Here is a 19,849-nt window from a genome sequence, read left to right on the forward strand (position 1 = left end):
GTCGCTCCAGGTGGTTCGGGGAAAGGGGTGGGTGCGTCAGACGGCACTGCGGTGCGGAAGGGTCCGCAGTCCCCGGCGCAGGAGGGCGGCCAACCGGTCGACGTCGTCGGCGTTGTTGTACAGGCCGAAGGAGACCCGGATGCCGTCGCGTACGGAGGAGAGCCGGGCGCCCTCGGCGGCGAGGAAATCCGCCCACGGTGATGCGGGCAGGTCCAGGACGTGGATGTGCGAGCGGTGTGCGCGCTCCCGCGGCCCGACCAGGGCGATGCCGAGGTTGTCCAGGTGCGCGATGAGATGGTCGCCCAGATCCAGTACGTGCCGCTCGATGTCCCGGACGCCCAGGACTTCGATGAGATCCAGCGCGGCGGCGAGCGCGTGGATCGCCGGGAGGTTGAAGTTGCCGATCTCGAAACGCCGGGCGTCGCTGCGTGGCTCCACACGTCCCGCTCCGACGACGACGTGCTCGTCGGGGTCGGCGACACCGGCCAGCGCCATGTAGGTCGGTCGCAGCCCCTTTGCCCCGTACGGAGTGCAGAGCAGACCGAGCCCCTGGGGCACCAGCAGACCCTTGTGGCAGCCGGCGGCGAGCGCTGAGACCCCCAGCGCGCGGGCGTCGACGTCGAGGACGCCGACGGACTGCATGGCGTCGACCACCACCTCGGCCCCGTGTGCGCGAGCGAGTCGGGCGATGCCCCCCACATCGTTGCGCTGACCGTTGTGGAACATCACATGCGAGAGGGCGATCGCACGGGTCCGGTCGTCGACGTACGCGGCGAAGGTGTCGGCGTCGGCCCACTTCTTCCGCCTGTCCGGCGGGACCATCCGCACCTCGAGCCCGTCCGGTTGCCGGTTGAGCCAGGCGTACGCGACGTTGGGGTGTTCGCCCTCGAGGAGCAGGACATTGTCACCCGGCTCCACGTGGAAGCCGTGGGCGGCGATGTTGATGCCTTCCGAGGTGTTCTTGGTGAAGGCGATCTCGTCGGCGCCTACTCCCAGGAAGGCCGCCAGTCGCGCACGTACCTCCGTCAGCCGTGCCAGCCAGCGCTTCTTCGGGCCGGCGGACTCCAGTGCCTCGTCATAGAAGGCGTCGAGGGCGGTACGGACGGGCACCGACAGGGGCGTCTGGTGAGCGGCGTCCAGGTACAGGAACTGCTCCGCCGCCGGGAAGTGGGAACGCAGGGGCGCGCTTGCTGTGGCACTCACTGAGCGATCTCTTTCCTCTGCTCCGGGTCGGGCGCCTCGCAGATTGGCCCAACCGGTAGGACCAATCCTGCACACGGTCTCCTTGGAGGTCAAGGGTGATCTCCAGGCGTTCGATCGAGGGGCGGGCGAAGGGCCCCTTGATGAGCCTGCTCAGGGCTGTTGTGAAGCGGATCCGCGCGCCTGTTGTGCAAACCGTTTTGGGTTCCTAGATTGGCCGCACCGGTAGGGCCAAAGGCTTTCAATTGGCGCCTGCTTCCTGGTTGAGGCGAGAGAGAGCACCGTCAGGGTTATTCGAGTTTGGTCAACTTTGACCGGACCCGTAACGCAAGCGTCACGGGCAATTCGGCGGCGACTCTTGACAGGCTCAACCGCCAGACCTTCCATTGGTCCGACAGGTTGGACCAAAATTCTTCCGGTCCCACCACTGCCGGTGACCCGTCCTCTTCACAGCTAGGTAGGAGCTCATGTCTTCCTTGGAGAACCACCAGGCCGTCGCTGTCGGCGAGGCACCTGCGGGTGGGAACGGCCGGCCCCCGCTGCTGTCCCTCCGCGGGGTCAACAAGCACTTCGGGGCGCTTCACGTCCTGGCTGATGTCGATCTGGACGTCGCCAGGGGAGAGGTCGTGGTGGTGATCGGCCCTTCCGGTTCGGGAAAGTCGACGCTGTGCCGCGCGATCAACCGACTGGAGACGATCGGGTCGGGGAGCATCACCCTGGACGGGAGCGAACTGCCCAGTGAGGGCCGGGAGTTGGCCGCACTGCGGGCCGACGTGGGCATGGTCTTCCAGTCCTTCAACCTCTTCGCGCACAAGACCGTGCTGGAGAACGTGACGCTTGGTCCCGTCAAGGTCCGCAAGACGGCGAAGGCCGCGGCGGAGCAGCGTGCCTTCGAGTTGCTGGAACGCGTCGGGGTGTCCGCCCAGGCCCACAAGTACCCTGCCCAGCTCTCAGGTGGGCAGCAGCAGCGGGTCGCCATCGCTCGTGCGCTGGCCATGGACCCCAAGGTGCTGTTGTTCGACGAGCCGACCTCGGCCCTGGACCCGGAGATGGTCAACGAGGTCCTCGATGTCATGACGTCCCTGGCCCGCGAGGGCATGACCATGGTCGTCGTCACCCACGAGATGGGCTTCGCGCGCCGCGCTGCCGACCGGGTGGTCTTCATGGCCGACGGCCGCATCGTCGAAGAGGCGCGGCCGGACCGCTTCTTCTCGGCGCCGAAGAGCGAACGCGCCAGGGACTTCCTGTCCAAAATCCTCAGCCACTGATCCCGGGCCCCTGCCCACCATGCCCTCCTAATCACTCAAGGGGAACACGATGACCCAGTACAGACACGCCCTCACGGTGGTGGCAGCGACCGCCGCCCTGGCCCTGGGCCTTTCCGCGTGCGGAAGCGGATCGGAGAACACCGCCGGCTCGTCCCCGGCCAAGCCCACGTTCACGGCCGGCACCACGATGGCCAAGCTGTCCGCCGCCGGCAAGATGACGATCGGTACGAAGTTCGATGTGCCGCTCTTCGGTCTCAAGGGCCTGGACGGCAAGCCGGCCGGCTTCGATGTGGAGATAGCCAAGATCATCGCAGGCGAACTCGGCATCGCCCCCGGAGACATCACCTGGGTCGAGACCCCGTCCAAGGTCCGGGAGGAGTATCTGGAGCAGGGCAAGGCCGACCTGATCACCGCGACCTACACGATCAACGACGAGCGCCGCAAGCGGGTGACCTTCGCCGGTCCTTACTACAACGCCGGCTCGACCCTGATGGTCAAGAGCGACAACAAGGACATCACCGGCCCGGAGTCGCTCAAGGATGCGAGCCTCAAGGTGTGTACGGCCACCGGGTCCGTCGACTCCGAGAACATCAAGCAGTACCTCAAGGACCCGGGCAAGCAACTGGTCCTGTTCGATGTCTACAGCAAGTGCGCCGACGCCCTGCGCACCGGCCAGGTCGACGCCGTCACCACCGACAGCGCCATCCTGCTCGGCTTCGTCTCGGCCTCCAAGGGCAAGTTCAAGACCGTCGGTGAGACCTTCTACGACCAACCCTTCGGCATCGGCATCAAGAAGGGCGACGTCGAGTTCTGCGAGTTCGTCAACGACGTGCTCACCGACGCGGAGAAGAACGGCAGCTACGCGAAAGCATGGAAGGACTCCGTCGGCGACGCGGCTCCGGAGGTCCCGCCCCTTCCCGACCTCGGCCCTTGCGAGTGACCCGCGCCTAGCTGTGCGATTCGGAGCAGACACATGAACGTGATCGTCGACAACGCGGGTCTCTTCTGGTCCGGTTGGCTGAAGACCATAGAAATCTGCATCTACGCGGCCGTCGGCTCGCTCGTACTCGGTATGGCCGTCGCCGTGGCCCGGGTCTCCCCGGTACCGCTGCTGCAACGCCTGGGCGCCCTGTGGGTCCAGTGCGTGCGCAACTGCCCCCTCACCGTCGTGCTGTTCTTCATGGCGTTCGGTCTGCCCGAAGTCGGCCTTCACGGCAGCTACTTCTGGTTCGGGGTGGCCGGGCTGATCTGCTACACGTCCGGCTTCATCTGCGAAGCCGTACGCAGCGGGATCAACGCGGTCCCGGCCGGTCAGGTCGAGGCGGCGCGCGCCATCGGCCTGCCGTTCGGCGCGGGCCTGCGGCTGGTGGTCATGCCGCAGGCCCTGCGATCGATGGTTCCGCCGCTGGGCAACGCCCTGATCGCCATGATCAAGAACTCGGCGATCGTCGGCGCCTTCGGCGTCGGCGGCGAACTCTTCAGCGTGGCCGACACTTTGACCTCGTCCCGGGGCCTTCCCGCACTGCCCACCCTCACCGGCGTCGTCGCCGGATACCTCCTGCTGATCCTGCCCTTCGGATTCCTGCTCAGCCGTTTGGAGCGCAAGGTGGCGATCGCCCGATGACCGCGACCCATGTCCTGTACGACGCCCCGGGTCCGCGCACCCGCCGGCGGATTCGCCGGGGCACCGCCGCCCTCCTGACGGCGCTGGCCGCCGTGCTGGCCCTCGTCGTCGCCAGGCTCTCCCGGCAGGGGCAGCTCGACGAGGCCAAATGGAGTCCCCTGGTCAACCCCTCCGACCCGCAGTTCGGACTGGTCTGGGACTTCCTCGGTGGCGGCCTGACGGCCACTCTGCAAGCGGCCGCCGTCTCCATCGTGCTGTCCCTCGCCCTGGGCAGCATGCTCGCCGTCACCCGGGTCACGGCCGCGGCGTGGTACCGCTGGGCGGTCGTGGGGTTCATCGAGCTCTTCCGCGGTGTCCCTGTGGTGCTGTCCGTCTTCTTCGCCGCCCGTGTGCTGCCGGAGATCGGCATCGACCTGCCGACCATGTGGTTCCTCGTCATAGGCCTGACGCTCTACAACTCGGTCGTCATCGCCGAGGTCATCCGCGCCGGCATCCAGGCCCTGCCCAAGGGGCAGGCGGAGGCCGCGTACGCCATCGGTCTCACCCGGGGCGCCACCCTGCGCCTGATCCTGCTCCCGCAGGCCTTCCGGATCACCCTCCCCGTGCTCATCGGGCAGTTGGTGGTCGTCCTGAAGGACACGTCGCTGGGCTTCATCATCAGCTACGAAGAGCTGCTGCGCCGGGGCCAGATCGCCGTCCAGACGCTGGAGAACCCGCTGCAGATGTTCTTCGTCATCGGGACCATCTTCATCCTGGTCAACTTCAGTCTCTCCAAGCTGGCCGAAGCCGTGCAGCGCCGGCTGTCGCGGCCCAGGCGCAGAAGCGATCCGCCCCCCGTGGCGGCCACCGCGACCGCTACCTGAGCCGGCGTGGGTTCCTGTGGGGGTGCGGTGAAGGAGCCGCGCCCCCACGGGAGGCCCGCGACGCCGGCCAACGGCTACCCCGGCCTCGCCCACACCGCCGGCTTGCTTTGGCTCGCCTCCCGGCCGAGGCCAGCGCGCTGACCCGGACCGGCATGGTGGTGGGCACGCCGGGGTTCATGTCCGCCGAGCAGCTGACCGGCAAGCCGGTCGGACCGGCCAGCGATGTCTTCTCGTTGGGGGCGGTGCTGGCTTTCACCGCCACCGGGGCCGGGCCGTTCGGGACGGGCTCGGCGCACGCCCTGAGTTTCCGTGTCGTGTATGAAGAGCCCGACCTGCATCAACTCCCGCCCGCCCTGCGGGCTGTGGTGGCCCGCTGCCTGGCCAAGCAGCCCGATCAGTGACCCACCGTGGCCGCGCTGCTGCACCAGCTGGCCTAGGCCATGAGCGACGAGCAGCCCGTCGCCCACACCCCCCACCCAGCCCGACTGGCTCCCTGAACCGGTCGCTGCGTCGGTGCACGCGCGCCGTCACCGCGCCTCGGCCTCAGGCTCCACCACTCGCATTGCCTGAGACGTCCGAGGCCTCGCCCACAGACCTCGTGCCGGCAGGACGCGGTGGCCCCTCAGCGCGCCCGGCATCGACCCGGCTGAGGGAGCGGAGCGGCTTCGTCCTCCCGCTGCTCGCCGAGCGGCTCCCGCTCCGGTCGTCCGCGAACCCCGTGGGACGCCCGACCGGGATCGCCCGCAGACGGGCCCTGCTCGGCCTCGGAGGCGCCACCGCCGCGGGACTCGGCTTTGCCGGCTGGAAGATCGGTGATGGCGGCTCCTCCACCAGAGAACCCGACTCGGACCCCACCCTCACTGCCCCGTCCGGCGAGCAGCGGTGGAGGTTCGCCACCGGCGGCAGCGTGTCGTCATCGACGGCCGTCGCCGACGGGGCGGTGTAGATCAATGTCTACGGAGACCTGTGCGCGGTGGACACCGCCACCGGAAAGCAGCGGTGGTCTCCCACCGGCAGCGGCGCAAACTTGTCGCGGGCTGTGGCCTGGACGAAGGCGGCGCGGGCGGGCTGGGTGGGGTGCTGCAGGTCCCCGGTGGCCTTCCACAGGCATTCGAGCACGTGTGCGAAGTCGGCGATGATGTCGATGTCCACGCCGCGTTCCGGCGGCTTGTTTTCCAGGCATTCCAGCTGGTGGTTGGCGCCGTCGACCAGCACGATCCAGCGGCGGCCGTGCGGCGGGTCGCGCTTTTCGGCCTGGTCGAACTGCATGGTGACCATGGCGGCGGTGGAGCGCTCCAGAGAGGCGTCGATCTGGCGGCGCGCGGTGGGCGGCCTGCTCCTGGCGCCGTCCGTAAACGTCCCTTTGCTTGAAAGCTTCATGGCTGCTGCGGCCGGAGCGCTCGTGCTACCCGCGTTCCAGACTTCGCCCTCTCCGTGACCGATACGGTGACAGATTCGCTTGCAGCTCGCTGTCCTTAGAGTCTGGCGTGGTCAGCGCACTCGCGCGCGCACCGCGGGAGACGACATGGCGACCGCGATCACCGAAACCGGAAGCCAGGACAGGACCCGCCGGGTCGGCACGCCTCCTGCGCACAGAATGCGTCGCCGTCTCAGGAGGAGCGCGACACGCGCGGGCGCCCGAAACCGTCGACCACAGCCGACTCACCGGAGGACCACATGGGCACGCCGCGAAGTAGCTCGCAGCCCGCAGGACACATTGCCGTCGAGGGCCACGCCGGGGTGCTTGTCGCTCGTATCGACGGAGGCCCGCATGCGTTGTTCGATCCCGAGATCTCCGAGCAGCTGAAAGAGTTGGTCGATCGTGCAGACCGCGATCCGGGCATCCGCGCGGTCGTCTTCACCGGTACGCATCCTGACCGCTTCTTGAGTCATTCTGATGTGCGCTGGCTGCAAAAAGGTGGCACTGGATTCCCGCCGATCAACACGCGCATGGCCAAGCTCGTAGCGCGCATGGCGAGACTCATCAACCGAGTACCGGTTGTCAGAACGCTCGCGGGGATGACCCGGCTCAAGACACTTCTGCAGCTCGACAGCTTCCATGCCACCTTCCTGAAGATGAATGCAAGCGGCACCATCTTCGTTGCGGCACTCAACGGTTCGGCACTTGCCGTCGGCGCGGAACTGGCATTTGCCTGTGATCTGCGCATCATGGCAGACGGGGAGCATGTCATCGGCCTGACAGAAGTCCTGCTCGCACTGACACCGGGTGGTGGCGGCTCTCAGCGACTGCCTCGTCTGATCGGTACTCAGCAGACGTTGGTCGCCGTTCTCGAAGGTAGGCCGTTCACGCCTGCGGAGGCTCTCTCGCTCGGCGCGGTCGACGAAGTGGTGCCACAGGAAAAGGTCCTCGCACGGTCGATCGAGCGCGCAGAGTATCTGAGCCTACGCTCGAAGAAATCTCTCGGAGCCATCAAGCGATCCATCTACTTCGGCAGCTCCCTGTCGCTCGAGGACGGCTTGCAGTTCGAGCACGCCGAGTTCCTGGTCAGAGATCAATCGAAGGAAGCTCAGGGGCGGATGCTTGACTACATCGCCACCACGGACGGCACTGGCGAGCTCCCTCTGATGAATCGTGAGACGTACGCGCGAGCACTCGCCGCCGGGCGACTCGGAGGTAGCCCGAGCGAGTAGATCGGGTCGATGTGGTGACCCCGTCTTGATCGGCGGTTCATCGCCTCGACGCCGTTGCTGAAGCCAGTGGCGGGACACATGCGGAACGGTGCGACGGGCCGAATAGCTGACGCGTGTCGGGGCGGCGATGACGGCGAAGCCGTACGAAATGTGGAGCGCCGCCGCCGTTGACAGCAGGTTGTCTCCAGTGGAGGTGACGGTGGAGATGTCGATGGAGACCACGGGGCGGCTGTTGAACGTCGCCGGTACCTGCCGACGACGGCATGCGTGTCAGTCCCGGCAGCTGTAGTTGTTGATCGTCCGCCCTGCACATCACGGGTGACCGAACTGGGGCGCCGCCGGATCCCTTCACCGTCTTCCGGGCGTGGAGCTGACGGTGTCTCCTCCACGCGGTGTGCTGCCCATAAGTGGGCGGTTCCCTTGCGGTGCCCGGGGGTTCCCGACGCCTTCGGCGGACAACTGGCGCCGGCGCTTCTCTTCTGGTGGGTGTCGTCAGGGCCCTCGCCCCAAGCGGCCGCTCCGTCCCGGGTAACGAACACCTGCAACGCCCGACGCGCCGAGGTCCGGCGCCGTGCCCGCGGGGACGTAAGTGCCAGGGTGTCGGACAGCTCCACCGGGGCCTCCCCAGTGACGGACTCCGGGGAGTCGCAGGTGAGCGCGGACCGATCAGCCCGGCCGAAGGTCCGTCGGTCAGCCCCGGAGCTGCCATGAGCATGGAGACCGGCCAGCCGCCAATGCCGCACCTTTTGAAGCGACACCCGGCCACCTCGATGATCCACCGCTCCCGGCTTGCACTTCCCCCAGGCAATTCTTGCTTTCACTGCCGAAGATCACTTGCCAACCACTCGTCTCGATGCTTAGAATTACGATCATAATTCGATGGGCTCTGGAGGCCGCAATGACTGCAACAACTCGGCCGGTGGCACTCGTGACAGGCGCGTCCACCGGTATTGGAAAGGCGGCCGCCCTCGCGCTCGCCGCAGCGGGTTTCGAGACGGTGGGAACGAGCCGGAAGACGTCGGGAGCCGACCGCCGTGACGGCGTGACGTTCCTCGCCCTCGACGTGGGCAGCGACGATTCGGTCGCTGCCGCGGTCGAGCAGGTGATCGGGCGGTTCGGGCGGATCGACGTTCTCGTCAACAACGCGGGCATCGGCTCCTCGGGCGCCGACGAGGAAAACTCTCTCGCGCAGGCCCAGCGCCTCTTCAACATCAACGTCTTCGGTGTGATGCGGATGACCAAGGCCGTTCTCCCGCACATGCGTGCCCAGGGAAGCGGGCGCGTCATCAACATCTCGTCCGTCCTCGGGTTCCTCCCCGCGCCCTACATGGCCAACTACTCGGCGTCCAAGCACGCACTCGAGGGGTACACCGAGTCCCTGGACCACGAGATCCGTGAATACGGGGTCCGGGCCCTTATCGTCCAGCCGGGCGGTACCAAATCCTCGTTCGAGGCGAACACCGTCGAGCCCGACATGCCCATGCAAATCTACGCGGAGCAGCGGCGCATCGCCGACAAGCTGGCGGTGGCGGTCAACGAGGAAGGCGACGACCCCGACGTCGTCGCGAAGGCGATCGTCGCGGCCGCCACCGACTCCAAGCCGAAGGTGCGGTACACCGCCGGCAAGAGCGCCCGGCTCCTCAGCGCGGCGCACCGTATCCTTCCCGCCGGGGTCTTCGACGGAGCGATCCGCAAGACCAACAAGCTCGCCGGCTGAGACCTGCAGACAGTGAACCACCCCGGTTCGGATGGAGACTCCGGACTGTTCCGAGTTGGCTGGAGTCGAGTTGTTTGGTTTCCGGCTACTGGTGGGGTGGGTGAGCATGCCCAGCGCGGAGTGTCTGCGCTGTCGGTTGTGGAAGATTTCCAGGTACTCGAAGAGTGCGGTGGACAGCTCGTCGGGTCCGCCACCGTCTGCGGTTGAGCAGTTCGACCTGGACCTGGGCCCAGAAGGACTCCGGGCAGCAGGCCGGAGGCCCTCGCGCGCTGGGTGAATGCCCAGGAGCCGAACTGCACTCCGTGGTCGGAGTGGATTATGGTGCCGCCCGGCTGCGGGGAGCGGTTGCCGATGGCCATGGCCAGGGCGTTGGTGGTCAGCGCCGCGGTGGGTGAGGCGTCGATCGACCAGCCCACCACGCGCCGCGAGAACGTGTCCACGACGACCGCGCAGTACACCTTGCCCTCAAAGGTGGGGTGCCCGGTGATGTCGGTGACCCATAGCTGGTCCCGGGCGTGACGGGTGAAGTTCCGCTCCACCAGGTCGGCAACCGACGGGGTCACGTGCTTGGAGCGGGGGCACCGGTTGCGGCGCCGCTTTCCTCATGCGGCAGCCCCGAGGTGTTGTGCATCGCCGAAGGCGAAGCGGAAGCCGATGCGGAAGGCGCCGGCATGGCGGATCGGGGACCAACGGCCTGCTCTCGCGCTGAGACGATCGTCCACAGAAGTGCTGCACAGAATGCTGCGCAGAAGTGTTGGCTTTGGCCGTCTAAGCTGCTGAAACACGCACTGCTTCTCAGGAAATCGGACACGGCTCGTGTTTTGGCGGGTCTGCACACACGGACAGGGGACGACGCATGGCGGCACCGCAGGACCGATGGAGCGCCTTGCTGGACTTGCTGACGCGCGACGGGCGGATCGAGGTCGAGGCCGCCGCGGAAGTACTGCACGTCTCCGCCGCCACGATCCGACGCGATCTGGATGAGCTGGCACGCCAGCAAATGGTCACCCGTACCCACGGCGGCGCCGTGATCAACGCCATCGCGTACGACCTACCGCTCCGCTACAAGGCCGCGCGCAACGCTCCGGAGAAGGAGCGGATCGCCAGCGCGGCGGCGGGCCTGGTGAAAGCGGGTGCCGTGGTGGGTCTGAACGGCGGCACCACGACCACCGCGGTCGCCCGGGCGCTGGCCATCAGGCCCGAGCTGAGCACGGAGGGCGCCGGGCCCTCGCTGACGGTCGTCACCAACGCGCTGAACATCGCCAACGAACTGGTCGTACGCCGACATGTGAAGCTCGTCGTCACCGGGGGAGTGGCCCGCCCGGCTTCGTACGAGCTCACCGGACCGCTTGCCACCGGGATGCTCGCGCAGATCACGCTCGACCATGCCTTCATCGGCGTTGACGCGATCGACGTCCGGCACGGGGCGACGGCCCAGGACGAGGGCGAGGCCGGCATAAATTGGGCCTTGGCCCGCCGTGCCGAACGGGTGATCGTGGTCGCGGACTCCTCCAAGCTGGGTCGGCGGGCCTTCGCCCGGATCTGCCCGGTGGAAGACATCCATGTGCTGGTGACCGACAAGGCGGCGGGCCCGGAGCTGACCGAGCCCTTCGCCGCTGCGGGTGTGGAGATCGTCCGGGCCTGAGTTCGTCCGGGCCTGAGCCCGCCCGGCCCTGAGTCCGCCAGTGCTGAGCCCGCCCAGTCCTGAGTCCGCCCGGGAAAGGGCGCAACGGATGGGCCCGGCAGGTCACTTGACGGTCACTTGATGCCCCCGGCCGTCAGACCGCTGATCAGATAGCGCTCCACGAAGACGAACAGGACGACGACCGGCACGATCGCGATCAGCGACGTGGCGAAGAGGTACTGCCACTGTTCCTGGTACGCCGTGACGAATCCGGGGATGGCCTTGGTCAGCGTCGTCCGGTCGCCGGACGAGGTGATGGTGAGGGCGACGACGTACTCGTTCCATGCCCCGATGAACGTGTAGACGAGCGCGGTCACCACTCCGGGCAGCGCCAGCGGCAGGGTGACCCTGACCATCGCGCCCAGCCGGCCGGCCCCGTCCATGTACGCCGCCTCCTCCAACTCCTTGGGGATGCTCGCGAAGTACGCGTTGAGGATCCAGATGCAGAACGGCAGGTTGAACGCCGCGTTGACCAGGATCAACCCCTCCGCGGTGTCGGTCAGATCGAGGCTGACCATCTCCCGGTAGATGCCCACCAGCAGTGCGGTAGGCGCGAACATCTGGGTGACCAGCACCAGCAGCAGGAAGGCGCCGCGCCCGCGGAACCGGTGGCGAGCGGTGTAGTACGCGGCGGGCAGCCCCACGGCGAGTGCGAGGAGCGTGGACATCCCGGCGACGTACAGCGAGAACAGGAGCGCGTCGGAGACCGGTGGATCCTTCAGCGACCACACGTCGGCGAAGTTGGACCACTCCCACTGCCGCGGCAGATAGGACGGCGGCGACTTCATCAGCTCCGGCGTCGGCTTCAGGGCAGTCAGCAGCATCTGCAAGTACGGCGCCAGGAATATCAGCGCCACCAGCCAGCCCACCGCAGTGAGTATGACGGTGCGCAGCCGGAGCGGACGCCGCCGCCGGGCCGTAGCGGATCGGGATGCTTCGGATTGGGACGCTTCGGATTGGACTGTGGTGGATCGGGCCGTGACGGCGGACATCAGCCGGTCTCCTCTCGCCTGCGGACGACGCGCAGATACACCAGCACGACCAGGAGGATCAGCGCGAAGTTCACGACGGCCATGGCCGCCGACTCGCCGACGGCCTGGTTGTCGAACGCGAGCTTGTACATATAGGTGGTGGTCGTGTCGGTGGCGAAGCCGGGACCGCCGCGGGTCATGGCCCAGATGACCGGGAAGGAGTTGAACACGTTGATGACGTTGATGACGGCTGCGACCAGCAGGGAGGGGCGCAGCAGCGGCAGTGTGACGGAGAGATAGGTGCGGGCCGGTCCCGCGCCGTCCAGGCGGGCCGCCTCGTACACCTCGGCGGGGATGGTCCCCAGACCGGAGAGGATGACGAACGCGGTGAACGGCAGGGAGACGAAGACCGCCACGGCCATCATCCAGGCGAACGCCTGGGCCGGGTGGGCCAGCCAGTTCACCGGTTTGTCGAGGATTCCCATGTCCATCAGTACGCGGTTGACGACGCCGTAGAAGTTGTTGAGCATCCAGCGCCACGTCAGCGCCGTCATCAGGACCGATGCGGCCCAGGGCACGATCAGCGCCCAGCGGACCATCCGGCGCCCGGGGAAACGGGAGTTGAGCAACTGCGCCAGTGCCAGCGAGACGGTGATGGTGACCGTGACCACGCCCACCACCCAGACCAGGGTGCGCAGCACCACGCCCGGCAGGTCAGGCTCGGCGAACAGCTCGGCGTAGTTGTCGCCACCCGCGAAGCCGCGGGTCAGTCCCGTGGAGCTGATGTCCATCAGGGACGTGCGGACCATCTCGACGACGGGCCAGATGACCACGGCCAGGATCAGCGCGAGCGCGGGGCCGAGCCACAGCAGAGGCTCAAGTGCCCGCAAGCGGCGGCCGTTCCCGGTGTGGTGGGAACCGCGCGCCGGTGCCGCCGGCGTCCGTTCCTCCCCAGCCCCAGCCCCAGCCCCGGCGGCGGTGCGCGTGGTGACGTCGTCCTGTACGGCCACCCCGTCAGCCGTCCTTCTCGGCGGTCTCCTGGATTTCGCCCAGGACCTTCTTGGGCTCGGCGCCCGACACGGCGGTGCCGATGCGCTGCTTCACGGCGCCCTCGACGGTCGCCCAGTTCGGGTTGTCGGTGGGTGCGAACCGCGCGCCCGACAGCGCGTCGACGAACGGCTTGTAGTAGGCGGAGTCCGAACTCAGCGCGTCACCGGCCGACTTGGTGACCGAAAGGAATCCCTCGGTGGACAGGAACTTTGAGGCGTTCTCCTTCTGGTAGAAGAAGTCGAGGAACTTGTTGACGGCTTCGCGGTTCTTGTCCTCGTCCTTCTTGAAGGCCACCAGGTAGTCCTGGACACCGAGCGTGTTGTGCGTCGTACCGTCCTTGCTCGGCAGCGGTGCGACGCCGTAGTTGAGGTTCTCGTCGACCGTGTCGATGAAGCCCTTGCGCATGAAGACGGCGCCGTTGAGCATGCCGATCTTCCCCTGGGCGAACTGGTTGAAGACGTCCTTGCGGTTGGTGGCCTCGGGGTTGGGCTGGGTCAGCCCGGCCTTCGTGAGCTTCCGCAGGTAGTCCAGCGTTTCGACGTTGGCCTGCTGGTCGACCGTCCACTTACCCGACTTGTCGGTCCAGCCGCCGCCGTTGTTCATCGCCCAGATGTAGAACTCGGCCTGGGCCTCCTCGGCGCCGAGCGGCAGGCCCAGCGGGATGTCGCCGGCCTTCTTTATCTTCTCGGCGGCGTCCTCCACCTCAGCCCAGCTGGACGGCGGCTCGGAGATCTTGGCCTTGTCGAAGATGTCCTTGTTGTAGAAGAACAGCCGCGCGCTGGAGATGAACGGCAGGCCGTACTGGACGCCTTCGTACTGCGCCTGATCGGCGAAGAGCGGCAGGAAGTCGTCGAGCACCTTCGGCGACACGATGTCCTTGGCCTGGTAGATCAGGTCGTCGCGGGCGAAGTCGGAGAACTTGTTGTAGTTGAGGACGTCGGGTTGCTGCCCGGTCTGGACGTACGTCTTGACCTTCGAATCCAGCTGCTCCCAGTCGACGACCTCCAACTCGACCTGGTAGCCGGGGTTTTCGGCCTCGAAGACCTTGATGAGGTTCGCCCAGTAGGGCTGGGTGTCGTCGTCGTACTTGGCGGCCACGAATCTGATCGTTCTTCCGTCGGAGCCGCCGTCGCCGGACGAACCTCCCTTGCCGCATCCACTGAGGACCAGGGTGAGGGCCACACCTGCTGCGATACCGATGAGGTGCCGTTTCACGGAGTACCACCTTCGCTGCAACCTAGTGATTGTTTGTGCTCGAAACTCGCTAACTTCAAGCAGTAATCACCATCATGCCCAACAGGTTGCGCATGATGTCAAGGCCTGCCTCTGGGTGCCGGCATGGGCCGATCGCCCTCCCGGGGCCCGGATCGGGCGGCTCGATGGTTCGGTGAGCCGACCGCTGTCGCTCCCGGGCGGCCTGCCGAGGGGTATCGCCCGAGTTGGCAGCCAGCCCTGGCCGCGGCGCACGCAAGTCCCGCCTCCGTGGCAGACCTGGGCAGAGGGGATGGAGTCCCCTGAATCGGGCGCGGTTCACGCAGAATTTACAGCCGTTTTCCCCGGGTCCGCCTCCTCCTCGAGCAGGGCGCGGACCCGGCAAGGCGACTGTCACCAGGGTCGACAGTGACCGGTGGTGCTACCGAGAAATCATGGAAGCGAATGTTGACAGCTGACGTTTCTAGCCAGAACATGAGCAGAAATGAGCATGATCTTGCCGTGCTGGTCCCGCGAAGCAACGCCCCGCCCCGCAGGAGGACGTGAGTGCGCACCCAACCGCTCAGACGGCGCAAAACTCGTAGTCTCGGAACGCTGTTGGCCGCCTCGCTGGCCCTGACGTTCATACCGCCCGTCACCGAACCCCTCACCACAAAGGCCCAGGCGGACACCGTCGACCGGCCGAAGGTGACCCAGAGCGCGGACGGCCTCACCATGTCCGTGCCGGGCACCAGGAACACCCCCGGCTACTCCGTCGACATCGCCACCGACGAACTCGCCCTCACCACCGAGCGCTCCGGAAAGACCGTGCTCGGCACCGTGGGCGGCGACACCGGAGGACTCCGCTTCCGCTCCGACGAGAAGTGGGAGCACGCCACCACGGTCACCGACTGGACGTGGCAGAGCGGCGTTCTCACCCTCACCACCGACACCACCCTTGACGGTGCCACCGTCAAGGCCAGGCTCACGCCCGAGGCCGACCGCTACCAGCTGGACTGGGACGTCGAAGGCGGCAGTCCCGACCAACTGGGCCTCGCCTACGACCTGTCGTCGGCCGGCCACTGGTACGGCCACGGCGAGGCGGAGACTCCGCAGGGCGGTCCCGGCGTCAACCAGCCCTGGCCGCTCGACGCCGGTGAGGTCGACCACGAGACCTTCGGCCCGGCGTCGTACAACATGATCGACCCGTTCTGGTACACCTCCAAGTCGACCGGCCTCTACGTCGACACCGGGGATGTCATGGACGTGGCGCTCAACAAGGGCAAGGACGGCCTCGGCACCTTCACCGTCGAGTCGCCCGACACCTACAAGGCCACCGTGTTCGTCGAGTCGACCCCGCTTGAGGTCTACCGCGACTACATCGGCATCGTCGGCAAGCCGACCAAGTCCGACGCCCCGTACGAGCAGTACGCCAAGCCGCTGTGGAATTCCTGGGCGCAGTTCTACACAAAGATCGACCAGGAGAAACTGCTCGACTACGCCACCGACCTCTACGACAACGGTCTGGACGGGCACACGATCCAGCTCGACGACAAGTGGGAGTCGAACTACGGCAATCTCACCTGGGATCCCAAGACCTTCCCCGATCCCAAGGGCCTCTCCAAGAAGATCCACGACATGGGGTTCGACTTCGGCATCTGGGTCACCCTGTGGATCAACCTGGACTCCGACAACTACCAGTACGCGGTCGACAACGGCTATCTGCTCATGGACGCCAAGGACACCAGTAAGCCGTGTGAAGTGACCTGGTGGAACGGCCAGGCCGGGATCATCGACCTGGCCAACCCCGACGCCAAGGCCTGGTACGAGGGCAACCTCAAGAAGCTGATGGACGCGTACGACATCGACGGGCTGAAGTTCGACACCCGCTTCTTCGACGAGAAGTGCGCGCCGCGCGAGGGCCACCAGGCCACGGACTACCAGAAGTTGGGTACGCAGCTCGCTGACGAATTCGACCTTCAGGGCGCAGGCATCCGGGTGCACTGGAACCAGACGGCCCACGAGGCGGGCTTCGTCACCCGTCAGGTCGACAAGGGCACCGGCTGGGACTCCCTGCGCGCCTCCGCCACCCAGAACCTGGCCATCTCCACCATCGGCTACCCGTTCGTCGAGTCCGACATGATCGGCGGCTCCGGCGGCCAGCCGGCCCCCTCGAAGGACGTACTGGTGCGGTGGGCGCAATCCGCCTCGCTGATGCCGCTGATGTACGCCTCGACCTCCCCGGTGGACACCAACGACACCACCACCGGGCAGAAGGTGGACTACGACCAGGAGACGGTCGACCTCTACCGAGAGGCGATCGAGACCCACGAGAAGCTCGCCCCGTACATCTGGGACCAGGTGCAGAGCACCTTGAAGACCGGTGATCCGATCATGCGGCCGCTGTTCTTCGACTTCCCCAAGGACGAAGCGAGTTACACGGTCACCGACGAGTGGATGCTCGGCCCGGCGGTGCTGGCCGCGCCCAAGCTGAGCACGGGCGCCACCCGCTCCGTCCATCTGCCGCCGGGCACGTGGTACGACGTGAACCAGGGCACCGTGATCCGTGGCCCCAAGACCCTGAAGGGGTACGCGGCGCCGCTCGGCGTCACCCCGGCCTTCGTCAACCTCAAGGCCAAGGGCGCCGCCAAGGCCGTCAAGGCACTCAAGCGCGACGACGCGCCGGCCGCCTCCGTCCTGATCACTCCGGACGCCCCGTCCACCGACGCCGGTAAGCCGTTCGAGGTGACCACCGAGGTGACCAACTGGAGCACCGGGACCCTCAAGAACGCCAAGGCGGCCCTGGACCTGCCCGACGGCTGGAGTGCCAAGCCGACCGGCCCGACCACCGCGAACTCCCTCAAGAACGGCGCCACACTCACCACCGCCTGGACGGTGACCCCGGCCGACGACGCCCGCTGGGCCAGCCACGACCTCACCGGCACCGCAACCTACAACGGCGGTGACGGTTCGCAGAAGGTGTCCGACACCGTGCGGGCGCAGGTGAAGGCCGCCCCGGGCAGTGTGCAGGAGCCGTACCTCACGGCCGATACGACCTCCGGGGGCGCCCAATACGCCCAGGGCGGCGACCAGTTCGCCATCTGGGCGGGCGGCCAGGACCTGTCCGGCTGGAAGGACGAGAAGGGTGTCATCTACCGCGACGACGCGGCGGGTGAAAAGGCCACCGTCCAGGCCCAGTTGGTCTCCCAGGACAGTGCCTCACCGGTCGGCAAGGCCGGCGTCGCCCTCGCCAACGACCTGACCGCGCCGGAAAAGGGCGGTTACGCGGTGCTGGTCATGACCGAGCAGTACGGCCTGGAGTTCATGACCGACAGCGACGGTGACGGGAAGCTCGACACCTGGGCGGGCGGTGGCTCCACCTACCACCCGGCGTATCTCAAGCTGACCCGGGACGGCGCCACCTACACCGCGTACGCGAGCAAGGACGGCGAGAACTGGTCCACCGTCGGCACCGCCGAGGTCGCATCGGCCTCGGGCAGCGGCGACGCGGGGATGGTGGCCAGCGCGGCCAACGCCAACCACCCCGGCGAGAACATCGAAGCCGTCTTCAGCGGCTTCTCCGTCACCTCCTGACACCACAGGCGCGCCATCGAACCCCATCGGCGCCATTGGCACCCCCCGTTTCCCGGCAGGCCTACCCACTCCCCTGGGGGCCTGCCGGGGACCTCCCCGCACAGCCGTGAGAGAGGGAACGCATCCCCATGGCACGTACGTCCTCAGTTGTCGCCGGCTTCGTCGCGGGTGTCGTCGTGGCCGCGAGCACCACCGCGATCGCCGTCACCGGTACGACGACCACCGGCTCCGACCCCAATTCCAAGGCCACCACCACCTGGCTGACCGTCAAGGTCGCCGACGCCATGGGAACCAGGGACACCATCACCTGGGTTCCCACCGGCTCCTTCGCCGGCTCCGCGGAGGAACGGGTTCCGCGCTACCCGATGACCGCCATCCAGGGCAAGGACACCAAGGAGCTCAAACTCTCCGCCGTGCGCAACGAGCAGGTCTCCGCGCAGCTGGCGATCGCCTCCGGCAAGAACCTCGACGACGTCAAGGCCGTGGTCGGCGACCTCACCGGGCCCGGCGGCGCGAAGCTGTCCGGCGCCGACACGGACGTCCGGTTCGTCAAGTACGTGCCCGTGCAGCGCTCCAAGAGCGAGGTCGACTGGTCCGCCACCATCGACCAGGTCAGCTCCGGCAAGGAGGTGTCCGGCGACCGCAACCCCGACGTGGTCGGCGACGCGCTCGAGGAGCGGTCCTCCGTGGACGTGCCCGCGTACGCGGCGCAGCCGCTGTGGTTCACCTTCCAGATCCCCGAGTCGGCCAAGCCCGGCACCTACACCGGCACGGTGAAGGTCAACGCCGACGGCCGCACCCAGACCACCTACCCGCTGACCATCGAGGTCGCGGACGCGAGCGTGCCCGACCCGAAGTACTACGACTTCTTCCTCGACGTATGGGCGCAGCCCGAGACGATGGCCAAGAACCACGGCGTCAAGCTCTGGTCCGACCAGCACTGGAAGCTGATCGAGAAGTACAACCGCGACCTGGCCTCGCGCGGCCAGAAGGTCATCAACACCACCATCGTCGACAACCCGTGGCACCACCAGTGGTCGCTCGGCACCCGGGAGTCGCAGACCGCCACGCCGTACACCAGCATGGTGGGCTGGACCTGGAACGGAAAGACGTTCGAGTTCGACTTCGCCCGCTGGGACAAGTACGTCCAGGCCGCCAGACGCGCCGGTCTCGGGCCCGACATCGGCGCCTTCTCCATGCTGGCGTTCCAGGACCAGGAGCACCTCACCTACACCGACACCCGCACCGGCAAGACCGTCTACGAGAACGTCGATCTCGGCGGGGACCGCTGGCGCGAGGCATGGGGAACGTTCCTGCCCGCCTTCGAGAAGCACCTGAAGGCGAAGGGCTGGCTGGAGGACACCTGGCTGTCCTTCGACGAGCGGCCCATCAGCACGATGACGGTCGTCAAGGACTTCGTCCACGAGGTGGCGCCGGTCTTCGACGACCGTATCTCCGTGGCCGGTTCGATCAGCACCGAAGGCGTCGCGTCCAACCTGTCCGTCGACTGGGGCGGCATCGACGCGATGACGAAGGAGAAGGTCGCGGAGCGGCGCAAGGCCGGCAAGACCACGACTTTCTACGTGTACGGCGCCCCGGCCCATCCCAACACGCTGTCGTACTCGCCCGCCGTCGAGTCGCGGATGCTGCCGTGGATCTCCGCCCAGCGGAACCTGGACGGTTTCCTGCGCTGGTCGTACAACAGCTGGACCAGCGACCCCTTCAAGCAGCCCGTACACATCTTCACGCAGGGCGACGAGTACCTGGTCTACCCGGGCAAGGACGGCCCGATGTCCAGCATCCGCTGGGAGCAGCTGAAGGAGGGCATCGAGGACTACGAACTCATCGCCCAGCTGCGGAAGAAGGACGGCGGCGCCGACAGCGACGCCCTGACCGAGGCCCTCACCACCGCGACCCGGAACCTGGACGGCCGGACGAAGGACGTGAGCGACATCGAGACCGCGCGGGCGGCCGTCGTGAAGGGGCTGACGTCATGAGGGGCAAGTGGAGATCACTACTGCTCGCCGGAGCTCTC

16 protein-coding genes and 1 pseudogene are annotated in these 19,849 nt (G+C 67.1%); 11 read left to right on the forward strand and 6 right to left on the reverse strand.

Features of this window, described 5'->3' with window-relative positions; translation table 11 throughout:
- Positions 1–36: 36 nt before the first annotated feature.
- Entirely contained in the window at positions 37–1,203 is a 1,167-nt protein-coding gene (locus tag ACTWQR_RS31435) for an aminotransferase class V-fold PLP-dependent enzyme (RefSeq protein WP_443230598.1), read from the reverse strand.
- A 464-nt stretch (positions 1,204–1,667) separates the two neighbouring features.
- On the opposite strand from ACTWQR_RS31435, the gene ACTWQR_RS31440 reads away from it, so the two are divergent.
- From ACTWQR_RS31440 to ACTWQR_RS31465, 6 genes are all read left to right on the forward strand, one after another.
- Complete coding sequence (locus tag ACTWQR_RS31440; RefSeq protein WP_443230599.1) at positions 1,668–2,468, forward strand: amino acid ABC transporter ATP-binding protein; 801 nt, start codon at positions 1,668–1,670, stop codon at positions 2,466–2,468.
- 49 nt (positions 2,469–2,517) lie between these two features.
- The gene (locus ACTWQR_RS31445; RefSeq protein WP_443230600.1) at positions 2,518–3,408 is read left to right on the forward strand and encodes a glutamate ABC transporter substrate-binding protein; all 891 of its coding nucleotides are present in this window, start codon (positions 2,518–2,520) and stop codon (positions 3,406–3,408) included.
- 33 nt (positions 3,409–3,441) lie between these two features.
- The gene (locus ACTWQR_RS31450) at positions 3,442–4,092 is read left to right on the forward strand and encodes an amino acid ABC transporter permease (protein ID WP_443230601.1); all 651 of its coding nucleotides are present in this window, start codon (positions 3,442–3,444) and stop codon (positions 4,090–4,092) included.
- Complete coding sequence (locus ACTWQR_RS31455) at positions 4,089–4,955, forward strand: amino acid ABC transporter permease (RefSeq protein WP_443230602.1); 867 nt, start codon at positions 4,089–4,091, stop codon at positions 4,953–4,955. The genes ACTWQR_RS31450 and ACTWQR_RS31455 overlap by 4 nt, the downstream gene beginning before the upstream one ends.
- Positions 4,956–5,062: 107 nt before the next feature.
- Entirely contained in the window at positions 5,063–5,356 is a 294-nt protein-coding gene (locus ACTWQR_RS31460; RefSeq protein ID WP_443230603.1) for a protein kinase domain-containing protein, read from the forward strand.
- A 161-nt stretch (positions 5,357–5,517) separates the two neighbouring features.
- Complete coding sequence (locus tag ACTWQR_RS31465; RefSeq protein WP_443230604.1) at positions 5,518–5,901, forward strand: hypothetical protein; 384 nt, start codon at positions 5,518–5,520, stop codon at positions 5,899–5,901.
- An 8-nt stretch (positions 5,902–5,909) separates the two neighbouring features.
- Here ACTWQR_RS31465 and ACTWQR_RS31470 read toward each other — a convergent pair whose 3' ends face one another.
- Positions 5,910–6,233, reverse strand: a complete 324-nt coding sequence (locus ACTWQR_RS31470; protein ID WP_443230605.1) for a hypothetical protein — start codon at positions 6,231–6,233, stop codon at positions 5,910–5,912.
- A 399-nt stretch (positions 6,234–6,632) separates the two neighbouring features.
- On the opposite strand from ACTWQR_RS31470, the gene ACTWQR_RS31475 reads away from it, so the two are divergent.
- Both ACTWQR_RS31475 and ACTWQR_RS31480 read left to right on the forward strand, forming a co-directional pair.
- Positions 6,633–7,607 carry an enoyl-CoA hydratase/isomerase family protein gene (locus ACTWQR_RS31475; protein ID WP_443230606.1) on the forward strand — a complete coding sequence of 325 codons (975 nt, stop codon included), beginning with the start codon at positions 6,633–6,635 and terminating at the stop codon, positions 7,605–7,607.
- 898 nt (positions 7,608–8,505) lie between these two features.
- Complete coding sequence (locus tag ACTWQR_RS31480) at positions 8,506–9,324, forward strand: oxidoreductase (RefSeq protein WP_443230607.1); 819 nt, start codon at positions 8,506–8,508, stop codon at positions 9,322–9,324.
- Between the two features lie 99 nt (positions 9,325–9,423).
- Here ACTWQR_RS31480 and ACTWQR_RS31485 read toward each other — a convergent pair.
- Positions 9,424–9,869, reverse strand: a pseudogene (locus ACTWQR_RS31485) (DDE-type integrase/transposase/recombinase); the annotation flags it as partial.
- Positions 9,870–10,180: 311 nt separating this feature from the next.
- Between ACTWQR_RS31485 and ACTWQR_RS31490 the strand changes: the two are divergent.
- Positions 10,181–10,969 (forward strand): DeoR/GlpR family DNA-binding transcription regulator, encoded by a 789-nt coding sequence (locus ACTWQR_RS31490; RefSeq protein ID WP_443230608.1) that lies wholly within the window; start codon positions 10,181–10,183, stop codon positions 10,967–10,969.
- Positions 10,970–11,082: 113 nt separating this feature from the next.
- Here ACTWQR_RS31490 and ACTWQR_RS31495 read toward each other — a convergent pair whose 3' ends face one another.
- From ACTWQR_RS31495 to ACTWQR_RS31505, 3 genes are all read right to left on the reverse strand, one after another.
- Positions 11,083–11,877: a carbohydrate ABC transporter permease gene (locus ACTWQR_RS31495; RefSeq protein ID WP_443230609.1), complete on the reverse strand. Its 795-nt coding sequence runs from the start codon at positions 11,875–11,877 to the stop codon at positions 11,083–11,085.
- A 122-nt stretch (positions 11,878–11,999) separates the two neighbouring features.
- Positions 12,000–12,989: a carbohydrate ABC transporter permease gene (locus ACTWQR_RS31500; RefSeq protein ID WP_443230610.1), complete on the reverse strand. Its 990-nt coding sequence runs from the start codon at positions 12,987–12,989 to the stop codon at positions 12,000–12,002.
- Between the two features lie 4 nt (positions 12,990–12,993).
- Positions 12,994–14,244 carry an extracellular solute-binding protein gene (locus ACTWQR_RS31505; protein ID WP_443230611.1) on the reverse strand — a complete coding sequence of 417 codons (1,251 nt, stop codon included), beginning with the start codon at positions 14,242–14,244 and terminating at the stop codon, positions 12,994–12,996.
- A 543-nt stretch (positions 14,245–14,787) separates the two neighbouring features.
- Between ACTWQR_RS31505 and ACTWQR_RS31510 the strand changes: the two genes are divergently transcribed.
- Positions 14,788–17,814: a TIM-barrel domain-containing protein gene (locus ACTWQR_RS31510; RefSeq protein ID WP_443230612.1), complete on the forward strand. Its 3,027-nt coding sequence runs from the start codon at positions 14,788–14,790 to the stop codon at positions 17,812–17,814.
- 128 nt (positions 17,815–17,942) lie between these two features.
- A complete protein-coding gene (locus ACTWQR_RS31515) occupies positions 17,943–19,811 on the forward strand; it encodes a glycoside hydrolase domain-containing protein (protein WP_443230613.1) in 1,869 nt (622 codons plus the stop codon).
- Positions 19,812–19,849: the final 38 nt, after the last annotated feature.

The sequence above is a fragment of the Streptomyces sp. 2A115 genome (genome assembly GCF_052245575.1).
In the GTDB taxonomy this organism is placed as follows: Bacteria; Actinomycetota; Actinomycetes; order Streptomycetales; family Streptomycetaceae; genus Streptomyces.

Bases quoted from the DNA above. Each gene is read 5' to 3' on its own strand.
- ACTWQR_RS31440 (WP_443230599.1), top strand. From the start codon at position 1,668: ATGTCTTCCTTGGAGAACCACCAGGCCGTCGCTGTCGGCGAGGCACCT.
- ACTWQR_RS31445 (WP_443230600.1), top strand. From the start codon at position 2,518: ATGACCCAGTACAGACACGCCCTCACGGTGGTGGCAGCGACCGCCGCC.
- ACTWQR_RS31450 (WP_443230601.1), top strand. From the start codon at position 3,442: ATGAACGTGATCGTCGACAACGCGGGTCTCTTCTGGTCCGGTTGGCTG.
- ACTWQR_RS31455 (WP_443230602.1), top strand. From the start codon at position 4,089: ATGACCGCGACCCATGTCCTGTACGACGCCCCGGGTCCGCGCACCCGC.
- ACTWQR_RS31470 (WP_443230605.1), bottom strand. From the start codon at position 6,233: ATGGTCACCATGCAGTTCGACCAGGCCGAAAAGCGCGACCCGCCGCAC.
- ACTWQR_RS31475 (WP_443230606.1), top strand. From the start codon at position 6,633: ATGGGCACGCCGCGAAGTAGCTCGCAGCCCGCAGGACACATTGCCGTC.
- ACTWQR_RS31480 (WP_443230607.1), top strand. From the start codon at position 8,506: ATGACTGCAACAACTCGGCCGGTGGCACTCGTGACAGGCGCGTCCACC.
- ACTWQR_RS31490 (WP_443230608.1), top strand. From the start codon at position 10,181: ATGGCGGCACCGCAGGACCGATGGAGCGCCTTGCTGGACTTGCTGACG.
- ACTWQR_RS31515 (WP_443230613.1), top strand. From the start codon at position 17,943: ATGGCACGTACGTCCTCAGTTGTCGCCGGCTTCGTCGCGGGTGTCGTC.